Origin of the sequence: Rhizobium sp. WYCCWR10014, assembly GCF_001657485.1 — a bacterium.
Classification (GTDB): domain Bacteria; phylum Pseudomonadota; class Alphaproteobacteria; order Rhizobiales; family Rhizobiaceae; genus Rhizobium.
Map to the genome: position 1 here is coordinate 15,420 of NZ_LXFU01000017.1, position 19,841 is coordinate 35,260.

At 57.9% G+C, this 19,841-nt stretch carries 17 protein-coding genes; 6 read left to right on the forward strand and 11 right to left on the reverse strand.

Going from position 1 to position 19,841, the window contains the following annotated elements; genetic code table 11:
• Window positions 1-2: 2 nt before the first annotated feature.
• Both A6U98_RS00775 and A6U98_RS00780 read right to left on the reverse strand, forming a co-directional pair.
• Window positions 3-761 (reverse strand): HD domain-containing protein, encoded by a 759-nt coding sequence (locus A6U98_RS00775; protein ID WP_082933819.1) that lies wholly within the window; start codon window positions 759-761, stop codon window positions 3-5.
• A 349-nt stretch (window positions 762-1,110) separates the two neighbouring features.
• Window positions 1,111-2,091: an aldehyde reductase gene (locus tag A6U98_RS00780; RefSeq protein ID WP_064647198.1), complete on the reverse strand. Its 981-nt coding sequence runs from the start codon at window positions 2,089-2,091 to the stop codon at window positions 1,111-1,113.
• A gap of 88 nt (window positions 2,092-2,179) precedes the next feature.
• Between A6U98_RS00780 and A6U98_RS00785 the strand changes: the two genes are divergently transcribed.
• Window positions 2,180-2,560, forward strand: coding sequence for a helix-turn-helix domain-containing protein (locus A6U98_RS00785; protein ID WP_082933820.1), 381 nt, complete (start codon window positions 2,180-2,182; stop codon window positions 2,558-2,560).
• Window positions 2,561-2,578: 18 nt separating this feature from the next.
• On the opposite strand, the gene A6U98_RS00790 is transcribed toward A6U98_RS00785, so the two are convergent.
• Complete coding sequence (locus A6U98_RS00790; RefSeq protein WP_064647200.1) at window positions 2,579-3,484, reverse strand: LysR substrate-binding domain-containing protein; 906 nt, start codon at window positions 3,482-3,484, stop codon at window positions 2,579-2,581.
• 113 nt (window positions 3,485-3,597) lie between these two features.
• Between A6U98_RS00790 and A6U98_RS00795 the strand changes: the two genes are divergently transcribed.
• From A6U98_RS00795 to A6U98_RS00810, 4 genes are all read left to right on the forward strand, one after another.
• Window positions 3,598-4,350: a glucose 1-dehydrogenase gene (locus A6U98_RS00795; RefSeq protein WP_064647202.1), complete on the forward strand. Its 753-nt coding sequence runs from the start codon at window positions 3,598-3,600 to the stop codon at window positions 4,348-4,350.
• A 73-nt stretch (window positions 4,351-4,423) separates the two neighbouring features.
• On the forward strand, window positions 4,424-4,840 hold the full coding sequence (locus A6U98_RS00800) for a nuclear transport factor 2 family protein (RefSeq protein ID WP_064647204.1): 417 nt from the start codon (window positions 4,424-4,426) through the stop codon (window positions 4,838-4,840).
• A gap of 382 nt (window positions 4,841-5,222) precedes the next feature.
• On the forward strand, window positions 5,223-6,836 hold the full coding sequence (locus A6U98_RS00805) for a hypothetical protein (RefSeq protein ID WP_064647206.1): 1,614 nt from the start codon (window positions 5,223-5,225) through the stop codon (window positions 6,834-6,836).
• 426 nt (window positions 6,837-7,262) lie between these two features.
• Complete coding sequence (locus A6U98_RS00810; RefSeq protein ID WP_064647208.1) at window positions 7,263-8,294, forward strand: PIN domain-containing protein; 1,032 nt, start codon at window positions 7,263-7,265, stop codon at window positions 8,292-8,294.
• Window positions 8,295-8,327: 33 nt separating this feature from the next.
• Here A6U98_RS00810 and A6U98_RS00815 read toward each other — a convergent pair whose 3' ends face one another.
• The 7 genes from A6U98_RS00815 to A6U98_RS00845 all read right to left on the reverse strand — a co-directional run bounded on the left by A6U98_RS00815 (window position 8,328) and on the right by A6U98_RS00845 (window position 14,759).
• Window positions 8,328-9,617, reverse strand: a complete 1,290-nt coding sequence (locus A6U98_RS00815; RefSeq protein ID WP_064647210.1) for a hypothetical protein — start codon at window positions 9,615-9,617, stop codon at window positions 8,328-8,330.
• A 17-nt stretch (window positions 9,618-9,634) separates the two neighbouring features.
• Complete coding sequence (locus A6U98_RS00820; RefSeq protein ID WP_064647212.1) at window positions 9,635-10,816, reverse strand: HNH endonuclease; 1,182 nt, start codon at window positions 10,814-10,816, stop codon at window positions 9,635-9,637.
• 4 nt (window positions 10,817-10,820) lie between these two features.
• On the reverse strand, window positions 10,821-11,516 hold the full coding sequence (locus A6U98_RS00825) for an Abi family protein (protein WP_064647214.1): 696 nt from the start codon (window positions 11,514-11,516) through the stop codon (window positions 10,821-10,823).
• A gap of 88 nt (window positions 11,517-11,604) precedes the next feature.
• On the reverse strand, window positions 11,605-12,087 hold the full coding sequence (locus tag A6U98_RS00830; protein ID WP_060641999.1) for a helix-turn-helix domain-containing protein: 483 nt from the start codon (window positions 12,085-12,087) through the stop codon (window positions 11,605-11,607).
• Window positions 12,088-12,429: 342 nt separating this feature from the next.
• A complete protein-coding gene (locus A6U98_RS00835) occupies window positions 12,430-13,272 on the reverse strand; it encodes a hypothetical protein (RefSeq protein WP_064647216.1) in 843 nt (280 codons plus the stop codon).
• A gap of 9 nt (window positions 13,273-13,281) precedes the next feature.
• Complete coding sequence (locus A6U98_RS00840; RefSeq protein WP_060641997.1) at window positions 13,282-14,007, reverse strand: DUF6602 domain-containing protein; 726 nt, start codon at window positions 14,005-14,007, stop codon at window positions 13,282-13,284.
• Entirely contained in the window at window positions 14,004-14,759 is a 756-nt protein-coding gene (locus A6U98_RS00845) for a hypothetical protein (RefSeq protein ID WP_064647219.1), read from the reverse strand. Before A6U98_RS00845 ends, A6U98_RS00840 begins: the two co-directional genes overlap by 4 nt.
• Before the next feature lie 331 nt (window positions 14,760-15,090).
• Here A6U98_RS00845 and A6U98_RS00850 point away from each other — a divergent pair, with 331 nt between their 5' ends.
• The gene (locus A6U98_RS00850; protein WP_064647221.1) at window positions 15,091-18,348 is read left to right on the forward strand and encodes an NERD domain-containing protein; all 3,258 of its coding nucleotides are present in this window, start codon (window positions 15,091-15,093) and stop codon (window positions 18,346-18,348) included.
• Window positions 18,349-18,491: 143 nt separating this feature from the next.
• Here A6U98_RS00850 and A6U98_RS00855 read toward each other — a convergent pair whose 3' ends face one another.
• Entirely contained in the window at window positions 18,492-19,628 is a 1,137-nt protein-coding gene (locus A6U98_RS00855; protein WP_064647222.1) for an RHE_PE00001 family protein, read from the reverse strand.
• Window positions 19,629-19,841 lie beyond the last annotated feature (213 nt).

Below are 19,841 nucleotides of genomic sequence, written 5' to 3' on the forward strand. Positions count from 1 at the left end.
GCCTAATCGCCGACAGCCCATTTCGAGTTGCTCATCAAATTGCTGAAGTCCCTGCGGCGAAAGGCAGGATCTTTATAAGCCATAACATCAGCAAGCCCTGGGTCCTGTGTCGTCTCCAGACGATGCCCAAGGCTCTTGTAAAGAATGTCCATGAAGCCATCCGCAAAGTGTGGCGGGTGGGGATGGGCCGCCTCCACTGCGTTACGCTCTGCAGTCGTGAAATCATCGTAGCCTGCCCCAACTAAATCCATATTGGCGCCCTCGGCAACCAGTGCCGCGGTCGGGGAAAGGTTGGCGGAAATGCCATTCGTCGTGTGGAGCGCGATCGCAAGCCAGATATTCTCGCGTGAAACTTCCGCCACGCCGTGGCCGCGCAAGAAATCACGTGCGGCGTTTGCGCCGTCGACTTCGAAGCGAAGATGGCTCTGACCATACCTGTCCGTGAGGCCAAAGTCGTGAAACAAAGCCGCCACATATAGTAGCTCAGGATCAAAGATGAGCCCTTTGCGTCTGCCCGCCAGCGCGGCCCACTGATAGACGCGGACAGAGTGCTCGAACAGAAAGTCGCCCTCCGCCTCGCGAACGAGGCGCGTCGCGTCGCGTGTCAATTCGGTGTCCGGTATATCTGCTGCGGGTTTACTCGTGTTGATATCTGCCTCGGCTACAAGCGGGTCGGCTTGGCCGTCTTTCGGAAGACCAGTCAAGCCGGCCAAAACCGAAAGCGTGGTGCAGGTAGCCGCGATGATGGTTCGGAAGTTCATTGGATTTCTCCTTATCGCACGCTGGATATAATTCCGCGCTGGATCAGGAAACAGGACCAAAAATGTCGAAAAATCATGTACCAGCTGGGTCGATTCAGTAGCGTCCTACACTGAGACCGCGGCACCGAAGCTGAAGGCGGACTTACAGCCTCCAGCCTCTACCATTTGCGAGACGTTGCGATCGCCGTAGGCGTTAACCGTTGTATATAGACCTGTGTTTCACACCGAGCCTATCGCCTTGAAAGTAGTCGAACAGTCGGCTGCGCCGTTGGGTACGCGATATTCTCATCGCACATCGACCAAGCTTCCGTTCCCGATTCCTTTGTGAAAGTTCTCGCACCCCTCGAAATCAATCTAGGACTTCGAGCAATTTCAATTGGATAAGACTTTCAGCACTGGCGACGATTGCTTCTTCGCTTGTGCGTGGCTTCCACCCGAGCCTCTGCCTCGCCTTGTCACTGCTGGAGCGTCTATGGCTCGCGCTAGCTGAGGAAGAGGCGCCACGACTAGGAACTCTGGCGGCGAGTTCGCCAAAGCGTTCGCGCAAAATGCTTGCAACGTCCACCAGAGACAGCGGCTCGCCGCTCACGGCAATGAAGCGCTCGCCCGCCGCGGACGGATCAGTCATGGCCCGTAGGTGCAGGTCAGCGACGTCGCGCACGTCTACTACACCAAACCACATATCCGGCAATTCAGGTGGAAAGGCTCCGTCCAGCAGTCCTTTGACGATCTGAATTGACGTCGAAAGCTGAGGGCCAAGCACGGGTCCGAATATTCCGGTTGGGTTGACGACACTTAGTTCGGGTGTTCCACTGTCCTTCACAAAATCCCATGCAGCGCGCTCCGCGATGGCTTTCGACAGGATGTATGGCTGGTTTGGCCCATCGATCGGCGTCCAGTCGTCCTCAGTAAAGACATGGCTTGGTGCAGCCGGGCCATACCCAACGGCGGCAAAGGATGATGTGAGCACAACGCGCCTCACGCCGGCGTGACTGGCCGCGCGAAGAACACGCAACGTTCCGTCACGCGCCGGCACAATCAGGTCATTCGGATCGTCCGGCTGGGCTGACGGAAACGGAGATGCCGTGTGCAGAACATAGTCGCAGCCCGCGACAGCGTCGCTCCAACCTTCGTCATTCCCCAGATCAGCTTGATAAAATGCGACCTCGCGCTTCGGGTCTACACCGGCTGCCGCGAGCATGGCGCGGACTTCGCCTGCTTTGTCGAGACTGCGCAGCGTCGTGCGAACCTCATGCTCCGCGGCGAGCGCCGCTACGATGCAATGGCTGCCGAGGAACCCTGAACCACCCGTTATAAGAATCTTGCTCATATAATTTTCCATACCTTCAGTTGTTCTTGCGGCCAGTCATTGCGAAGCATATGAAAATTGGCAAGTAGGATAGTTTTCCAGAGGTAGTATGAAAAACCAGACCATAGAGCCGCGGATATATGGTGAAGATTGCGATGGCTGCACAGGGCCGGAGCCGATCGACGTCATGCGCTTCCAGCGGGCGATCCGGGCGATCACCGGTAAGTGGAAAATCGAGATCGTGTGTAGCTTGGTTGCTGGGCCGATGCGTTTCGGCGAACTGCGCCGAGCGCTGCCAGGCATCACTCAGCACATGCTGACCGAGCAGCTTCGCGACCTTGAGCGCAACGGCATCGTCATCCGCACCGCTTACGCAGAGATACCGCCAAGGGTCGAATATGCGCTCTCCCAGGCCGGCATCGACCTCATGCCGACCTTTGCGACATTGCGCGACTGGGCCTTGCGATATGAGAACCAGTTGGCGGGCTAGCTACGCAGATGTACCGCGTCACGTGCGTTTGCTGAGGGCGTCGCGGGGAAAGCCGGCAGCGAGGTGGTCGATGAGCGCCCGGACGGCAGGTGACAGGCCGCGCCTTGTCGTAAAGACCAGATGCACGATGCCCTGTAGCCCACCCCAAGCTGGCAACACGCGCACAAGCTTTCCAGCCTCCAGCGCATCGCGACAGACATGATCGGGCAGGAGCGCGATACCCAGGCCATTGATTGCAGCATCGCGCACGGTTGCCATGTCCTCGCATCCCATGCGCGGCTGGACGCGAACGATATGCTTGTGACCATCCTCCGCTTCCAGGTGCCATTCGAGATCGTCCGACGCATGGTCAGTTGCCAATGCCGGGAAGGTGTTCAGATGCTCGATGCTGGCCACCTGACTGGCAAGTTGAGGACTGGCAACCAGAATGCGGATCGAGGCTCCCAGCGACCGCATGGTCAGGGCTGCATCCGAGGTAAGGCTGGCGCGGACGCGAAGCGCGAGATCAATGCGTTCTTCGATCAGGTCCACCGCCCGGTCGGTTGCCACCAGCTGAAGCCGCACTTTCGGAAAGCGTAACAGGAAGGATGACATCAATGTCGAAATGGGCGCGACCATCCCTGTTGGGCAACTGAAGCGGATGCGGCCATGCGGTTCCGCCTGCGCCTGCGCGACCAGCGCTTCCGCCTGTTCGGCTTCCGCAAGTATTGCTCTGCATCGCTCGTAGAATGCCTGGCCAGTGTCAGTCACCCGGAAGCGGCGGCTCGTCCGCTCGATTAATCGCAAGCCTAGCCGCTCCTCAAGACCCGCAATCCTTCGGCTGAGTTTGGACTTCGGCTCCCGCAGCGCCCGCCCAGCGGCGGCAAAGCCGCCATGAGCGACGACTTCGGCGAAATAGGCGTAGTCATTCAGATCAATCCGCATCCAGCGTTCCTCTGATAGAACGGTACGTGTCAAAATCGCTGACTACAAGCCTCATCGTTCATCTTCCATATTCGAAAGCAACGGCACTTCGCCGGTTTTGAAGGAGAAAGACGATGATGAACAGGTTCAACAACAAGGTCGTGGTGGTGACGGGTGGATCCAGCGGTATCGGCCTCGCCGTGGCGAAAGCCTTCGCAGCAGAGGGTGCTTCGGTGTTTATCACCGGCCGCCGGCAGGAGGCATTGGATGCCGCCGTGAAGCTGATCGGCGGCCGCGTGACGGCAGTGCGGGGCGACATGGCTGATCTCGCCGACATTGACCGGCTTTACGACGCCGTCCAACAGAAGCACGCACAGATCGATGTGCTGTTCGCCAATGCCGGTGGCGGCGAAATGGTCGCGCTCGGTGCGATTACCGAGGAACATTATCAGCGGACGTTCGACACCAACGTGAAGGGCGTCCTGTTCACGGTGCAGAAGGCGCTACCGCTTTTGAAGGACGGTGCCTCCGTCATCCTGACGAGTTCTACCACCAGCATTTCCGGCACACCGGCCTTTAGCGTCTATTCTGCGACCAAGGCCGCGGTGCGCAACTTCGCCCGCAACTGGATGCTCGACCTGAAGGATCGCCACATCCGCGTCAACGCGATCAGCCCCGGCGTCACCGATACAGCCGGTTTGGATGAACTGTTTGGTGGCGGCAACCAGGCGCAGGGCACAAGGGATTATCTCGCGAGCCTGATTCCTGCCGGACGGGTCGGCCAGCCGGAAGAGATCGCCAAGGCTGTGCTGTTCCTTGCCTCTGATGACGCCAGCTTCATCAACGGTATCGAACTCTTCGTCGATGGCGGCCAGGCTCAAATCTGAAGTCACACGTGTCGCCAGGAACCTCGACACAATACCGTGGCCGAGGTTCGGCGTCCTCTCAAGGAAGCATGTCATGATACAGTCTAACGAATCCGCAGAGCGTATCCGCGAGTTGCTCGACCGGAACCTCCAGGAGGTCTTCGGCGAAGGCGACAACGACCGGCGGCGTGCCGCGATCGGCGAACTCTGGGCAGACGACGGCGTCCTATACGTTCCTCCCGGTGCAATCATCGGCCACGATGCGATTGACAAGTTCGCTGGCGACCTAAGAGCCACGCATCCGCACTATATCTATGCGCCGCACGGCAATCCGCAGGTGCTCCACAACGCCGGACGGTTGGCTTGGGGTTCGGGGCCGCGCGGTGAGCCGCCCGAATATACGGGCTGGGACGTGATCACCGTCCGCGATGGCAAGATTAAAGCGCTGTACGTCTTTCTCGACGAGACCTCGGATGAGTTTCGCCGGGCCAGCGGCAAAACTGCGAGCTGAGTTGCTCTCTTGGGCCGGCAGGCATGCCGGGCGAAGACGGCTGAGCGAGCGCGATCCTTTAGGATGGACTGACGGGGTCGGCCCAACCGGCCTCTCATCGATGCCCGGCCTTCCGCATGCAGTAGAAAACGCACCCTAAGGAGACGCGAGCAAAATCCCTTGCTCGCGTCTTACGCCTTGAACGGACTCGAACCGCCGACCCTTTTGATATAAAAGCTATCTCTCTGAAATTGTATCGGATGTCGGCTTTGCCTGCAGGAAATAGCTGATTTGGGGGCCGTGAGCGGACTGGCTGTTTTTGGCGCTAAGAACGCGATACACAAGTAATACTTGCTGGTATTTCAATATGTTCGAAACTTGATTCTTTCGGTAGCACCCTCAAATGACCCTCGACGGATTCCTGACCTTCCTTGGACTAGCTGCTGCCGTTTTCGCAATTATTCCACCGGTTGCCAGGTTGCGGATCCGTTTGCAGCTTGTTCCGCAAGCCATCTTGGCGGGCGCGGCATTGGTGCTCGCCCTCTACTTCGAGTTTTTCCAGTTTGTTTCCCTACCTTGCCTGCCGGCGTTTCGGATTGTCTGCAACGGGCTCGTAATCCAGCCCGGCGCCGCCTTTACGCCAGCGATGGCCGCATTTCTCGTTGTTGTGGTCTGGATGCTACTAGCTTGCCTGGTGGCGATATGCCTCCCACCGAGCCAGCGATCAATCCGCCCAATGGCCGATCTCGTCGAGCAGCTGTTCCACCAGCAACGCTACGGCGAGGCGGTTGACTTCGTCCTTCCGCACGTGCGCTTCTTGGAGCGTGCCCAAAATCGCAAGCTCTGGAATCAAAAGTTGAAGGACTGGCTCGCCGGCAAGCGTATCCCCGATCTGGAGGAATGGTTAAGTGATCCCATACGTGCGGACAAGAAGCGAAGGTGGCTAACGCCATTTCGATTATTGGCGCGATGCGTTCCGGGGGGAGCACATGCGCAAGAGCACGCCGAACGCATCTTGAATTCCCTCTACCTAAGCCGGCAATTCATGGACTACGCTGCTCTTCAGCGCCCCAGTGTGACAGGGGTGCTTCTGACGCTCGATGCCCATCAGCGTTTCGACTTCTCCAATCGACTTTTGGCTAGCTTGGCTTCGTCGCCAGGAAGCCGCCTATATGAAGAAGTTGAACGGAACGCCAAGTATGAAGGCCTCGGCGACAATCTCGTGGTCGGCCACAATTTCATCTTGCGAGCGTATTTCTTGGACGCAAGCGTGGCCGAAAGCCTTGCGGCCTGGAAGCCCATCGGCGATTTCGTGATCAATTATATTAGGGGTGATGACGCCGTCGTTCGAGCAAAGCTCAACGGAAAGAGCGATGGTTTCGACCAACGAAGGTGGCGAGATCCGGTGGCTTTTGCCATCGCCTATTTCGACTTGATGATCCGTTCGGCGTTCAGTCAGAACATCAAGGATCACATGTGGCTGGCCTACCTGGATCACTTCGTTGACGAGCTGGTTGACATCTACGATGCCACCGGTCCCGAGATCGCTCAGGGTGATGAATTTCCGACTTGGAATGCTCACCTGATCTATGAATGTATCAACACCTTGGGACACTGGGTTCAGTTTACTCGAAAGGCCCCAGAGGGATCGGTTCATCGTAGTTTTCCGGGAAGCCTTCACCAAGGATCGGCGGGCATTCCGGCGAATGCGGCGCGCAGTCTTGGCACGTGCCTCTACCATGTTCTCCAGTCCCACCGTGTCGGCGATACGTTTGCTATGTATATGGTCGAATGCGCCTTGAGGGACATCAGGTATCTCGTGCAGCCCGAGGACGAGGAAGCTCGAAAGTTCCTCATCCGCTCAATCGTCACGGGCGGCGGTCGTGATAATGCCCATGATTATGGAGCAAGACTGGCACACCTACTCGGTGGCATCGATTATATTCTTTTGAATGATGTTTCGGATCTTCTCGCTGCAGCGAGGCTTACCCACCCCCGAGCAGAATTTCCCGATTGATAGGGTTATGCCGATCTCGGCAATGCAGGAGACGAACCGTTGGAAGATTTCATAGCATCGAGAAAGAGGTCGATGCTTTTGTTGCGGCCTTGCCGATAGCGACACTTGCGGCTCCGACATTGCTGCATCAGTTTATCTTCTCGATGCTTCATATGTCCGGACGCGATCAAACCAAGCGAGTCGCTGGCGAGACGATATAATATCGAATGAGCTGCTTGCTGGCCTGGCTGGCTGGTCGAGACTGGGACCTAGGGCCGGCCTCTGTTCCGGAAATGATGGCGACATTGAATGAAGCAGACCCAAAGAGAGATTAGTTCAAATCAGGGGACAGGCTGGAGTCGACGCGACGGCTGACGCACATCGCGAAAATCTGTAACGTTACGCAGAGCTACGATTTCAGATTAACCATAAAACCGGCACCTACAAATGTTGCATCTGTTGATTGATACGTGCATATGGCTCGACCTATCCAAAGATTACCGCTCGCAACCTCTCATCAACGCCCTGAAGGATCTGATCGCGGCGGGGGAAGTGGAGCTTATCGTTCCTCAAATTGTCGTTGACGAATTTCTGCGCAACAAATCGAGGGTCATCGCCGAAGCGCAGCGTAGCCTGCAGTCTCATTTCAGACTGGTCCGCGAAGCCGTTAATCAGTTCGGTGCTGACGAAATTAAAGCCCCTACCCTGCAGGCACTCAATGAAGTCGACCATAAGATTGTCACTGGCAGCGATTCCGTTCTGAGCGTCGTGGACTCCATTGAAAAGTTGCTGCTCGCACAAGCTCCCGTTCCAACGACGGATGCGGTTAAAGCGCGGGTGACGGATAGGGCGCTCGCGAACCTCGCCCCCTATCACCGGGCGAAAAACAGTGTCGGAGATGCGATCCTGGTCGAGATCTACGCGGACATCGTCGCGCGGTCCGACGTTAAAGACGCACGCTTCGCCTTCGTCACGCATAACATCAAGGATTTCAGCGAGCCAAATGGGGATCGCCGTCTTCCCCACCCCGACCTGGCGCCCTCATTCGCACCGCCAAAGTCCACCTACTGGGTTTCATTGCTCGATACGCTGAAAGACATAGATCCGGACCTCTTGGCCGATCACGACGCCGAATTCAACTACTCGCCCCAGTTCCGCAGGCTTTCGGAAATCCTGGAAGCCGAACACCTGCTGTTCCGCCAGGTCTGGTACAATCGGCATTGGAACCTCCGGTCAACAATCGAAGACGGCACGCATCATGTCGTACCGGAATCCGAATATTCCCGCTCCCCGTACCGGCAGGATCAAACACTCGATACGGTTTGGGCAGGTGCGCTTGCAGCCGCGAAAAGGACAGAGGACGAGATCGGAATCGAGAATCTCGGCCCGTGGGACGATTTCGAATGGGGCATGATTAACGGGAAGCTGTCAGCTTTGCGTTGGGTTACAGGCGATGAGTGGGACATGCTCGATACATAGAACATTCCGATTTCGCTCGCGCCTTCTCAAGGATCAAATCAATGCGCGCCGCGCTGCTTCTCGCGTCAGCGCCCGAAGCAGACCGGCTAGATTGATGATGATCTGGTCATCCTCCTCGCTTGAATAGGGCGAAACAAGCTTGCCGTGCATGACACCGTTGCGGATCTTTATCCAGGACGCTACCTGAGGTCTTGTTCCCACCCTCTCATCCGCCAATGTGTAAAGCGCCCGCTGCACGGAAACCGCATCCGCTCTCTTCACCGCGGCTTTGGCTGCATCCCTTAGCCTCGACGCACCCTCCCACTGCTCGATATGAGCGACCAGGGAATCGATGGCGGCCTGATCGGCGTCGGTTCTGAGCGTGCCTTCAGGAACGAGGCGACGCGCCACGCCTTCGATACTGCTGGCCAGCGTCAGCGACATCACCCATCTGGAACCCTGCGCAGATTGGATCACTTCCTCATAAAACGTGGTGATCGTGTGGCTTTCCCACCCTCCTTCGCGCGCAACCAGGGTGAGGAGCCCCGCATAGAGATCGAAGAAATCGGCGTCGTTCGTAAGACGGTCGTCACCGCTCCACAAAGCGGTCCATGTCGAATCCGAAGTCCAGGCCGGTGACTCTCGCACCCAGAGCATGGAGCGTCCGTTCGGAAAGCGGCGTTCGACCAGCCGCGGAAACGCCAACTGACCGAAAAGAATGCGGAGAGGTTCGCCGAACCAATTTTCGGCCGCGTGTGCGGGCAGGGCTGCGGCATGTGCAGCTGAAATGGAAAGTACGTTTGTCTCGCTGTCGAACGCGAACCTGACGGGTATGCCCAGCACGTTGATGGTGCGGACGGCGCATGCGCCGCCAGCCTCGGCGTCACTTCGCACGAAGCGCCGGAAAATGATCGAGGCGCTATGATTTCGCGGAATGAGAAAACGGGATTCGGCGCCGCTTTCCCCCGTCGCTGGCCCCTCAACGCGGGTACTTAAGCTATCGGACGCGCCGGTGAGCACCCACTGATCGCCATCGGTATCTACCTTTGGGACCGTCCAGCCGCCCGACCATTCCGTCCCGTCCGCATCGGTCATCACCAGGCGGAACCTGTGTCGCGCCTCGTAGGGTTCGTTCCGCTGACGATTGAGCGCGCTCAGGCTGTGCCTCAGATCGACAGGCTGCCCTGTCATCCGGTAGCGGAATTCCCGCTCAGACACGATTTCGAACTCGCCTTCCCCTTCCGCAAGGAGCGGCTCAGAATCATAGGCCAATAGCGCCATTCTCGGAGCGCGGATCGTGACGGGGCCTCGCAGGTAGGGATTCAGGCGATCGATGTGCGGCATGGGGGCAATTCTGGCGGTTAGCGTTGATCCGATGAAGAGGAATTGGGTCCAGGTCCAGCGGTTGCGGGGCGCGTCTCCTGCGAGAGCCTTGCGCGTTCATGCATCTGTTCCCTGGTTGGCAGGTAGATCGACAAGTCCCGCTGCCATCGGCCTACGCCTTGTACCTCGAGGTCGACGCGCAGCGGCAGCCGGTTGTTTTCCGGCGACTCTGACAGTAGTTCGACGCTGCGGACGCGTGTGACGCACTGCAACGGCGTCGCCTGGGCGTTCATGATCCCGTCGGCGGCGGGAAGGGCCGCCTGACGGATAACGTCCAGTGTGAGGAGCTGGGATAACCAGAGGGTGCCGCTGAATGCCTCGAAATACTCAAAGAAGCGCACGCCCGACGTCACACCAAAGAGGTTTTCCCCGCGCTGCATCGATAGCAGCGACTGTATTTTCTGTGGGAGATAATCGACACCGGAAACCAAGGCGATGCTCGTGCCATCGAGAAACAAATCGTTGGCTTCAGGGTCTAGCGCCAGGCTGTTGCCGAGCTTCTGCGCGTCGATGCGTTGAGCAGACGGGCCGAGAGGGCAAGTCATTACGTGCACGCCGGCCTTCATCGTGAGCGTCGGCGCTTCTGAAAGCACCCTGCCGTCGCCCAGCTCGTTTGAAAGCACATATCTGTCTTCCGGCGCGCGCGTAGCGAAGCCGCCTATAAAGCCGATCAGTGCGTGCCGGTCGGCTGTTACAAAGTGATTCAGATGCAGGACCCAGCTCCCGGCCGTGACCTGCGCAATCTCTCCTGCACAGACAATATCGGGACCGATCGCCACCAAGCCCGCGCCCGGCAACACCCCGGCCCCGGCTCTCATGTCTTCGCCGCAGGCCTTTTCACGCGCCGCTTTCATCGCCCGCAGCATATCGGCGGTATAAGTGGCTTCGTCGCGGTCGATCAGCCGCGCGTGGGTGGGGCAGAGCCAGATGGCGTTGCCAATGCCCGACCGTTCTTCCGGGCTCATGGTTTCGTCAAAGCGGCGGCCCCCCGGCGCCGCTGCGCAGATATGGGCGGCGTCGCCGACGATAGCGAAGGCGCCTGGCGCTTCCTCGCTCGGGCCGACGGTTTTTTGCTGGCATGCCGCAAAGGAGCATTGCCACCCAGCGCGCATCGCCACCGCTTTTTTCACTGCGGGAGAAAAATTGTCGCGGTTGCTCATCCGGTCAGGCTCCCTCGCCTTTCGCGTCCTTGAGCGGCTGATGCAGTGCGATCGGCTCCGCCGGATAGACGTGCTGGAACCGGTAGTGCGCCTGGCACCAGTCCGCCGCCGCCGGGGACAGCCAGCCGGTCATTTCCATCATGCTGTCATAGCGCTTCGGCAGGTTCCACATGATGATCGGCTCGTGATGGGCGATGCGATTCCGCAGGCTGCGGATCTGCGCCAGCGGACCGGAGAAGTCTTTCCTTCGCAACCCCTTTCCGTCAGGCTTGCGACCGATCTTGTGCAGCGTCGTCTGCCACAGCGTTTCATAGTCCTTGCCGAACATGGCCGTCCAGAAGCTGAATGTCAGCGCGGCGATGACACGGCCGGGTGTCGGCTCCTTTTTGTTTGCTTCAATATCCTGGATCGCCTTGGCAAGCTGTTCAGGCTGCCATTCACCGAGCAGCAGGCCTTCTTCGTGAAACCAGCTTTCATTGACCGCTTCCGCCATGACGGCATGGATGCGGTTGCGCAGCGCCACCTCCAGCATCTGGAGCGGCGTATAAAGGCTTTCCGAAATCAGGGTATTGAGCGTATACAGCTCGATAGCACGGTCCCGGTCGCTATTCGCCCAGTCGAGGTAACGGCCAAACCGCTCCAGGGAAAGCGCCATTTCCAGCGTTTCATAGGAAACTGGCTTCCTTACTTCCCCTTGCATTTTTTCCCCACCCCCTCTATATAGGTAATCGTACACCCCGGTACCGTCTCTGCCCTAGGCATGCGGCCGGGGTAATTTTTTGCCCTAATCACTTGAGATGCTTCGGGGTTTGCAAGGCCGCCTTGGCTTCCTTCCGCTGCTTCTTTTCAGCCGCGAATTCCGGCTCAAGCGCCTGAATCTTCGTCACCAGGCCGTCGAGGTGGTAGATATTGCTGTTCCAGTCTCCGGCAGCCGTCTTGCGCATTTCGCGCTTGATATAGCCGGCCTTCTCCAGGGCGCGCATATTGTTCTGGATGGTTTTCTCCGTGACATCCATGCGTTTCGCCAGTTCCTTTTTGGCGGGAAACGGCTTACGCGTGGGCTCGTGCCAGTAATCCAGGAGCTGGATGACGATGTTCATCTGCATCGCGTTGATGCCGAGGCGCCGCTGCGCCTGGATCAAGATGGAGGGGATACCCGCATAGCCGTGACTATAAACAGCCTTGCCCCAGATGCGCTCCGTAGAGGACGGCTTCTTGGTTGCGGGCTTTGGAAAATTGATGACTTCTGCATCAGTAGAGGTTGCGCTCATGGTTTAAATCTCCTTCGGTTGCAAAGAAGATACGCAGGCGAATACCAGCTTTCAATGAGGCGGTTTGTTGGGGGTATGGAAAACGCAGGGGCTACCCCTATCTGCGTTAATTGTGCTGTCTCCACCACTAAAGCTATATGGTCTACGCTGCTTTTGTGGTCGGATTTCGCCCCTACCTTGGGAAGCTACGTTCCCGACTGGTGGGATCGCTAATTTCCATACTTAAGCATCATTTTTTGTATCGCAAAGCGGTTGTAACATGCCGAGACACCAATCGGAACGGAAAATGCGCCCTGTTCCGATCCTAATTCGACCGTTTCGAAGAGATGCACTCGCGCCGCTTCACGCTGCAGTGGCTCCCATCTTCTGAAGACGCTCGTGTTCCTCGATGAGATAGGTGATGTAGCTCCGGATCAGATTGCAATACAGCCGGGCCTCATTCTGCTGGATGGCGACCCCAGCCTTGAGATCCATACCGTGCCGTACGCCGCCGCCGGTTGGCGAGGACAGATAGCCGTGCAATTTCGTCATCCAGTCAAGGATCTGCTCCTGAGCTGTTCCGCGATTGCCGGATCTCATTTCGCCAATGATCTTGTTAAAATATTTACCCTGAACCGTGCCATCGTTCGTGCCGGTGCCCCGGAACACTGTCGCGACCGACTCCAGAAGCCAGAGGATTTCAGAAACCGCCTGGCGGCTTTTCCCTTCCTCGATGAGCCGGTGCGACTCCTCGAGCGATGCTTCAATCAGCGCCCGCGCCTGCGCGTCGAGGGACGGTGCGGCGTCGGGCACGGGAATCGGTGGGGCCTGCGGGTTTGTGGCGACCAGATGGGGCGGTTCGATCCGATAGCCCGCGCCATGTTCTGCAAGTACGCGATTGATCATCGCCACGTCGGGCACACCGAGGCCGTCTTCGGCGCACTCCATGCAGACCCTATAAAACGCCTCGATGAACAGCGGTGCGTTCTCTTCCGCTCGGCGCATCGCGCTATCCAGATCGGACCACGCCCAGCTCAGGCTGCTGCTGTTCCCCGAACCACCGAACGCTTCCTTGAAGCGTTCAACGATCATCCAGGTGTTTCTCTGAGTGGCGATTTTTTCGATGAAATCGTAAAATGCGCGCGACAGGGTCGCCGGCGCCGGTCCAGGGCTTGAAAACCGCCATGCAGGGTCAAATTTAAGCATCGAGCGCTCCTAGTGATCCGCGAGCCAGCGTGCATAAGCCCGCACGTCGATCATCGGCACGGTTCCAATCTCCTGCAGCCGGGCGATCAGCTCCAATAGAAAACCGGTGACGGATTTCCCGTTGAGCGACACCGCCGTAACGCCGTCGCCGTTGCGGCCGAACCAGCCGTGCGCCGCCACGCACCCAATGTCGAGCAGACTTTCATCCGGCGCGCTGTCGAGCAGGTCCGTCATGGTTTTGCCCATCGGCGGGCTCCACTCGCTTTCAAACGTCAGGATGCCGCAGAGAATCCAGTGCGGCTTCTTGGGCTCCGACTTCCCGCCGAGCCACGTCACCGCCAAGCTGGTGCGGTCGAGCTTGCGGACGCTCGCCGCCTTGTCGCGGGCATAGCCCACATAAGTCGCGTTAAGCGTCTGCTTGGCCTCGAATACGGCATAGACGCTTTCGGCCGGAATGATTTTGATGCCGTGCATTTCGAAAATCAGCGGCGTGTATTGCCGGTCGTAAATGACGACATCGATCTGCTGGCTGAACGCGCCGTGATTATCGACCACATGGGCGGTCGCAACTTCGTATCGCTTCGGCAGATAGGTGTTCAGCAGTTCGACCCAGACGGCTTCGCTGGCGTCGCCTTTCGTGCCCGGATGGGCGAAAGACTTGCGCGCCCGGTTCAGGTCCTCCTGCACCTTGTCATGCAGCCCGGCCAGTAATTCTTGCAGCGACCACCCACTCATCTGACAAACTGCTCCCAGCTACCGTTAAGCGCCTGCCCCGCGGCAGCGCTGATCCTTTGTTTTTCCGCAGCCGTCAGATCGTCCGAAATCACGTTGTTGGTGTTGGCCGGATCGACAAACCGCGCATTCGCAAATGCGTCGCGCAGATAGGTGAGGCACGCGACGATCCGATCGCTCAAAGTCGGGTAATTCGTATTGCTCAGCGCCACGATGACGGCCAGCTCAACGTAGAAGGACGGAAAATCCAGCCCTTTCTGGTCTCGCCACAGCTTGATGAGGCGCGACTCCTGCTGCCGGGCGCCCGCCCAGACAGTCGTGATATGCGTCTGGACGTTGGTTTTGGTCCAGGTGCTGGCCTTGCGCCGATAAAGGCTGTGATCGTTCGACAAGGCGTTCTGCCGCTTGGCCGGGACCAGGTCCACGTCGTAGCCGCCGACCCTGATGTTTATGGAAACGTTCTGTCGATTCGGCGCGTGTCCCGCCCCTGCGAGCTTGGCGAACAGCTTGTCGTATATCTCCTGGAGCGTATCAGGCGTGTTCTCCGACAGCGAGATGAACAGGTCGATATCAGTGCCGCTGTGGTTGGCTGTTCCCTTGGAAAATGATCCACTCGGGCTAATCGAAATCAGGTTGCCGTTCGCCCACTCGCCAACCAGCGGCGCCAGAATCCCCTGAACACCCCGCACCGGCGAATATGGCCCGGTATCGACGGCCTCGCGGGCCAATATTCCCTGCAAATAAGCGTCGCTCATGCGTGTGGGCAGTTCCTTCAAGATGGGCGAGTGTAACGTCACATTTTACACACCATCTCGCAAGAAGCCTGTTCGCGGCCGGTTATAGATCAAGACAGTTGGACGATTCGAACCGACGCCCCCAAAGCCCGTCTGCGATCGATGAGTGCGCCGAATACATCCGCCCAGTGTTGCCGAATAAATTCTTCTGCCGCTGATATTACTGATGGTATGCAGGCCCACGATTCAGCTTCGTCCGTGACGCCAGGGCGGAGCTTTTCACGATTCCGGCGCTAGCCCGTCCAGATCGGCGTTGGTGCGGGCGAGCTAAAACTTTGCTAGAATAAACCGCATGAGTCATAATGAATATTTGGACGTTTTTATAGGCGACCCAATCGCGCACCGCTCAGAAGTAGAGCTTCTCCGAGCTTTGAGTAAATTCTCCGACGAACACAAACAGCCACTTCTGGTGTTCGCCAATTTTGAGCTTTCCGGGCGGCAGTTCGACTTCGTAGTCATCACAGCTACCCGCGTTGTCGTCGCCGAGGTCAAGTCAAGTTCCTTTCCTGTGCGCGGCTATATCGAGGGCATGTGGGAGTACGCGACGGCCGATGGCGGTTGGACAACCGTCACCAATGGCTACAAGCAGGCTCTCCGGCAGAAGAACATCCTTCGCGACGCCATGGGGCGCTTGCCGAAGGAATTTCATCCCGAGGCACACGTTGTTTTCAGCGAGGATATTCCTGAAGGCTCCAATCTCACGCCTGGAAACTTCAAGGTGCATGTTGGCGGTTTGGCGGACTTTCTTACAGCCCTTTCTCGGGAGGATGGCAACCCTTGGTCTCTTGAGGAGTGGAGGCAATGGGCTGAACGTCAGCGCCTCAGGCGAGTGCCAATGATCGAGGCATTCGACAATGCGCCGGCCGAGCTCATGGGGCGGTATCGTGAAGCTCTTGTTAGGGACTATCAGCCGCAGGCAGATGGCTGGATCGCCGCCAGCGATGAGCAACGTGATGCCATTGGGTTCGCGCTGGTTGGGGGAAATGCGGGAGCATTCGTGACAGGCCCTTCGGGATGCGGAAAAACCCTGATGGCGAAGGCCGCGTCTGTACATCTCTCGCGGGATGGTGCGGTAGTCTTGTTTGTGCAGGCGAAAGACATTTCGGAATCGCTTGCCGATGCCCTGAAAACCGAAATTGCACTCGTTGCCGATATCCCTCTGGCCTCGTTGCTGAAAGCTGTCCGGCAGACGTCCGCGCGCGCGTGCATCTTTCTTGACGGCTTAAACGAGCTGCCCGGTACCGTCGTTGAAAAGACGCTTCGCGGATTGAAAATCCTTGCCAGGAGATACGGAGCACAGTTGGTCGTCACCAGCCAGGGCAAAAGACCGACCATTCTCGAAGGATTGGCACTCATCGCGGTGAGTGAACCGGATGATGCCCTGAAAAATAGAATTGCGACATCCGCAGCGGCATCCTCTCTCTCTGCTGAGGCGAAGAAGGTTCTCACAGGGGTGCGAAGCGGCCTCGAGGCGAGAATGGTGGCCGAACTTCAAGGAGAGCTTGGTCTTGATGCGACAAGAAGCACTCTTGTTGATCAGATCATCCGCAAACGCTTGGGAGAGAAAGCGAGAACCTGCTACGCCGGTCTGAGATCCTTTGCCCTTCAGCTCTTTGGGCAGTTCTCTTATTCGATGACCGAGACGGCATTCGACGACATTATGATCGCGAATGGTCTTGGCGATGAACAGTGCGAGACAATGCTCTCATCTGGCCTGCTTGAACGCCGCGCCGGCCGCATCTCTTTCTTTCACGAGATGTTCCTGTTTGGCTGCGCTGCGCAGGCCTACGCTCAGCTTGCCCGTTCGGGAACAGGTGCAGTGTCCCAAGCGCTAAACACCGCCTTTGCCGAAGCCCTTGCACCGGATGTTTTGGCGGCAGTCGACGACGAGACAACAGCCTGTGAAATCCTGGGCTCCCTGACGAGCGCTGATATTTTAGCGAAATGCGCTATGGGCGAGTCCGGCCCAGTCGCCAGGTCGGCATCCCAAAAAATTCTAGCCCAAGCGGCATCCCAGATACTTTTCGATATCGAAAACCTGCGATTGGCGCTTCGTGTGACCGAGGACAAGGTCAGTGTCGAGTGGGAGCAACTGCCGGACTACAGCAAAGAAGAGATCGCCCAGTTTTGCGGTTTGGGCGTTGCTGCAAAGTTCGGCGTTATGGTCGAGGAGTACCTGAGGCTATGCCGAGCAATGGACGCTCGGCTCCTGTGGGATCGAAAGCGGTTAGATGATGATGCCCGGCGGTACAATGTCGGGCTTCGAAGTGTCAGCTTTGGGCTTGCGTATTTCGGCCTGTATTCCGGCTGGAAATCGAGTTTCCGGCTCATGGTTGGAGCGGCGCAATCGTTTTGGGAGGACGTTGGACCAAGCGATCTGATGCGCTCCAAACATTTGATGGATTTGACATCAGGCGAACTGCATTTCGTCGTTGAACATAGGCAGTCTTTGTATGCCGGACATGAATCGTCGTTCTGCGAGGAACTCGCAGAGGTGATTACGGCGAGGTTTCGGCGCGAGCCGTATCATGTACAGCTTGCCATCCTGCATGCCGCCGGTTTTGTGCGCCGCGCTTCAGACGAGGCGCTTGCCACTCTCACCGAAGCGATACAGCAACTTGAGCCGAATGATTTTCACATCTTTATCAGCACCGGCATTATCGAGGCATTGAAGCTTCTGGGTGCTCTCGATGAGGAAGCGGAAGAGGCACGAGAAGGGATAAAAGACCAGCTACGCGCGGCGCTGGACGGCGAGGATGAAGAAGATATCTTTGAGCAGGCACTGTCGGTCTACATCGCCCAGTTCGATCATCCGTTCGACGGCATTTATTGCGAAGAGATCAACGGCCTTTCGGATATCGAGAAGAAGCGACTGGTAACCCGCGCTTTTCAGGCCGATAGCGTTCGCCGCTCCATGTCGTTGAAATGGCTTGCGACCGCAGTGGCAGATGAAGATGACCCTTCGAGTGCGCCACTTTTCATTCGCTATGCGCGCTATCCGGAAATTAATCCGCACTGGCAGGACGAAATCGCGGTTTTTGTTCTAGCGACGAGGTTCCTGGCGAGACATGGAGTCGAATTGCCTGAAACGCCCACGGATGACGATCGCCAGCGATGTTTCGTACGCCTCCGTGACATAGTAAGGTATGTTGAAATTCGTTCGGAGGCTGCCTTATCTGGTGCAGCTGCTGCCTGGGAAGCGTTGCTGCTTATACCTGCTCCGATCGTTATTAGTTGTCTACATGACGTCATTCTGGAGGGGCTTGAGCAGCGCTCGCCGATGTCTGAGTCAAGAAGCTATGGTTCGGTCGAAATTTCTCGACTTTTTCAGCCGGAATTGCTGAAAATTGCACGGCAGTTCCTGCCTCAGGGCACACCTGCTTTAGACAGTCACGGCGGCAAAGATGAGCGCGCCACAGCATGGGCAGTCAGCCTCGTCGGGCAGCTGGGCGACAGGAGCGATTTGGGAATGCTGCGAATTCTCCTCACTCAACCGGACTTCGCGCGATCGGCGACTGCTGCTATTCGCCAGATCGAAATGCGCTGCTAGACTTCTGGCCTTACCACTCGGTGCATTACTCTGTCCGCGACGCGTGCAACAACACTATGGGCGGTTCCTACCGCAAGTTAAGGCGCCACTTGGCTGCGCGCACTTTCGACCAAACCAGGAAGGGGTGTGAAAGCCGTTCAGGCCTAGAAGATCCCCCACGCCCGAAACCTTCCCCTGCCCGTCATCTCCCGCAAGCCCAGCTCCAAAACAATCCGCCGCGCCGCCTGCGGCGTCACCTCCAGCGTCTTCGCCACCATTTTTGCCGACACCAGGGGTTTGGCCATCACCAGCTCGACCAGCTCCGGCAGCTTTGAAGAGGTCCGGCGTCCTTCCAGCTTCCGCTCCATCATTTTTCGCGCCAGCGCCAAACGATCGTGCTCCTTCAGCCCCATCTCGGCGGCCGCGATCAGACCGTGGGCGATGGCGAGCAACCGGGTCTGCCGATCACGATGCCGGCGCCGATCGACGGGAATGGTTTTGAGACCAAGGTTGATGGCAGCGAGATGAGCACCTGACGTGATGCCCGCCTGGCGCAGGATCGAGGCGGAAAACAGCCGGCCAAGCCAAGGGGCATGCTGAAGCACGGAAAGTTCGTTCCAGGCATCGAGGGCGACGATAGCCTGCAGCACCGCCGGCAGGTTTTCGACTTGACGCAACACAGCACGCCATTCGTCGAGCCGAGCATCCTCGTCCCAGTCGACATCATAGATCATCGGATCTCTCTCCGCCGCGTTGGCACGGCCGGGCCTGGTTGCGTTCTCGATCGCCGCCTCCGAACGGGCAAGCACCGCATCGATGGCGGCATAGTCGACGCCGGCAAGATCTTCGCCGTCCCCGTCTTCCCCCTCCCCGTCCGGATCAATCGGGACCACGCGCCGGATGGCCGCTGCCGCCTCTATCTCGTCAGCGTCCGCCGACGTGATCTCCGATGTTTTTCGTAGCGTACGAACCCCTTCCGCGGACAGCGCCCAGTCGGCTACCTGCGCGGCGATGCGCCGGCGGGTGCGTAAAACATCGCGGGCGATGGTAAGTTCGTGGGTCGGCGTGCGAATATCCTTCGTGGCGTCGTGGAGGACGAGGTCTTCGAGGTGGACGAGCTCGCCATCGATCCACAACGAGGCGCAGGCGTCGGCAAAGTGGGACCGTTCGATCCATCCTTGACCGACTGGCGAGCGGGCCACGCGCTCGTCGAGACGCGCCAATGCAATGCCGGCGTCGAAAGCCGGTCGCATCAGGCCTGTCATGCTGATTTTTGTGAAATCGTAAGCCATTGAAATCATGGTAAATGATTTCTTATACGAACGCTATATTAATATTACAGTTCCTCACATGGTATGATCGGTGGTTGGTGCTCTAACCATCGATAACAAGCCTTTATCGATGGTAGTTGATCTGGAGCCACAAATCAGCAATGTCGGTCGCCCTGGATGACCGGAAATCCCTGGGTTTCCGGCCGTTTTGGCAGATTTCGGCTAGGATCGGTGGAACGGTAG

Coding starts and splice junctions, on each gene's coding strand:
- A6U98_RS00850 (WP_064647221.1), top strand. CDS start 15,091: ATGAGTCATAATGAATATTTGGACGTTTTTATAGGCGACCCAATCGCG.
- A6U98_RS00780 (WP_064647198.1), bottom strand. CDS start 2,091: ATGAGCAAGATTCTTATAACGGGTGGTTCAGGGTTCCTCGGCAGCCAT.
- A6U98_RS00785 (WP_082933820.1), top strand. CDS start 2,180: ATGAAAAACCAGACCATAGAGCCGCGGATATATGGTGAAGATTGCGAT.
- A6U98_RS00805 (WP_064647206.1), top strand. CDS start 5,223: ATGACCCTCGACGGATTCCTGACCTTCCTTGGACTAGCTGCTGCCGTT.
- A6U98_RS00810 (WP_064647208.1), top strand. CDS start 7,263: ATGTTGCATCTGTTGATTGATACGTGCATATGGCTCGACCTATCCAAA.
- A6U98_RS00800 (WP_064647204.1), top strand. CDS start 4,424: ATGATACAGTCTAACGAATCCGCAGAGCGTATCCGCGAGTTGCTCGAC.
- A6U98_RS00840 (WP_060641997.1), bottom strand. CDS start 14,007: ATGAGTGGGTGGTCGCTGCAAGAATTACTGGCCGGGCTGCATGACAAG.
- A6U98_RS00795 (WP_064647202.1), top strand. CDS start 3,598: ATGATGAACAGGTTCAACAACAAGGTCGTGGTGGTGACGGGTGGATCC.
- A6U98_RS00815 (WP_064647210.1), bottom strand. CDS start 9,617: ATGCCGCACATCGATCGCCTGAATCCCTACCTGCGAGGCCCCGTCACG.
- A6U98_RS00825 (WP_064647214.1), bottom strand. CDS start 11,516: ATGCAAGGGGAAGTAAGGAAGCCAGTTTCCTATGAAACGCTGGAAATG.
- A6U98_RS00775 (WP_082933819.1), bottom strand. CDS start 761: ATGAACTTCCGAACCATCATCGCGGCTACCTGCACCACGCTTTCGGTT.
- A6U98_RS00855 (WP_064647222.1), bottom strand. CDS start 19,628: ATGATTTCAATGGCTTACGATTTCACAAAAATCAGCATGACAGGCCTG.
- A6U98_RS00820 (WP_064647212.1), bottom strand. CDS start 10,816: ATGAGCAACCGCGACAATTTTTCTCCCGCAGTGAAAAAAGCGGTGGCG.
- A6U98_RS00835 (WP_064647216.1), bottom strand. CDS start 13,272: ATGCTTAAATTTGACCCTGCATGGCGGTTTTCAAGCCCTGGACCGGCG.
- A6U98_RS00830 (WP_060641999.1), bottom strand. CDS start 12,087: ATGAGCGCAACCTCTACTGATGCAGAAGTCATCAATTTTCCAAAGCCC.
- A6U98_RS00790 (WP_064647200.1), bottom strand. CDS start 3,484: ATGCGGATTGATCTGAATGACTACGCCTATTTCGCCGAAGTCGTCGCT.
- A6U98_RS00845 (WP_064647219.1), bottom strand. CDS start 14,759: ATGAGCGACGCTTATTTGCAGGGAATATTGGCCCGCGAGGCCGTCGAT.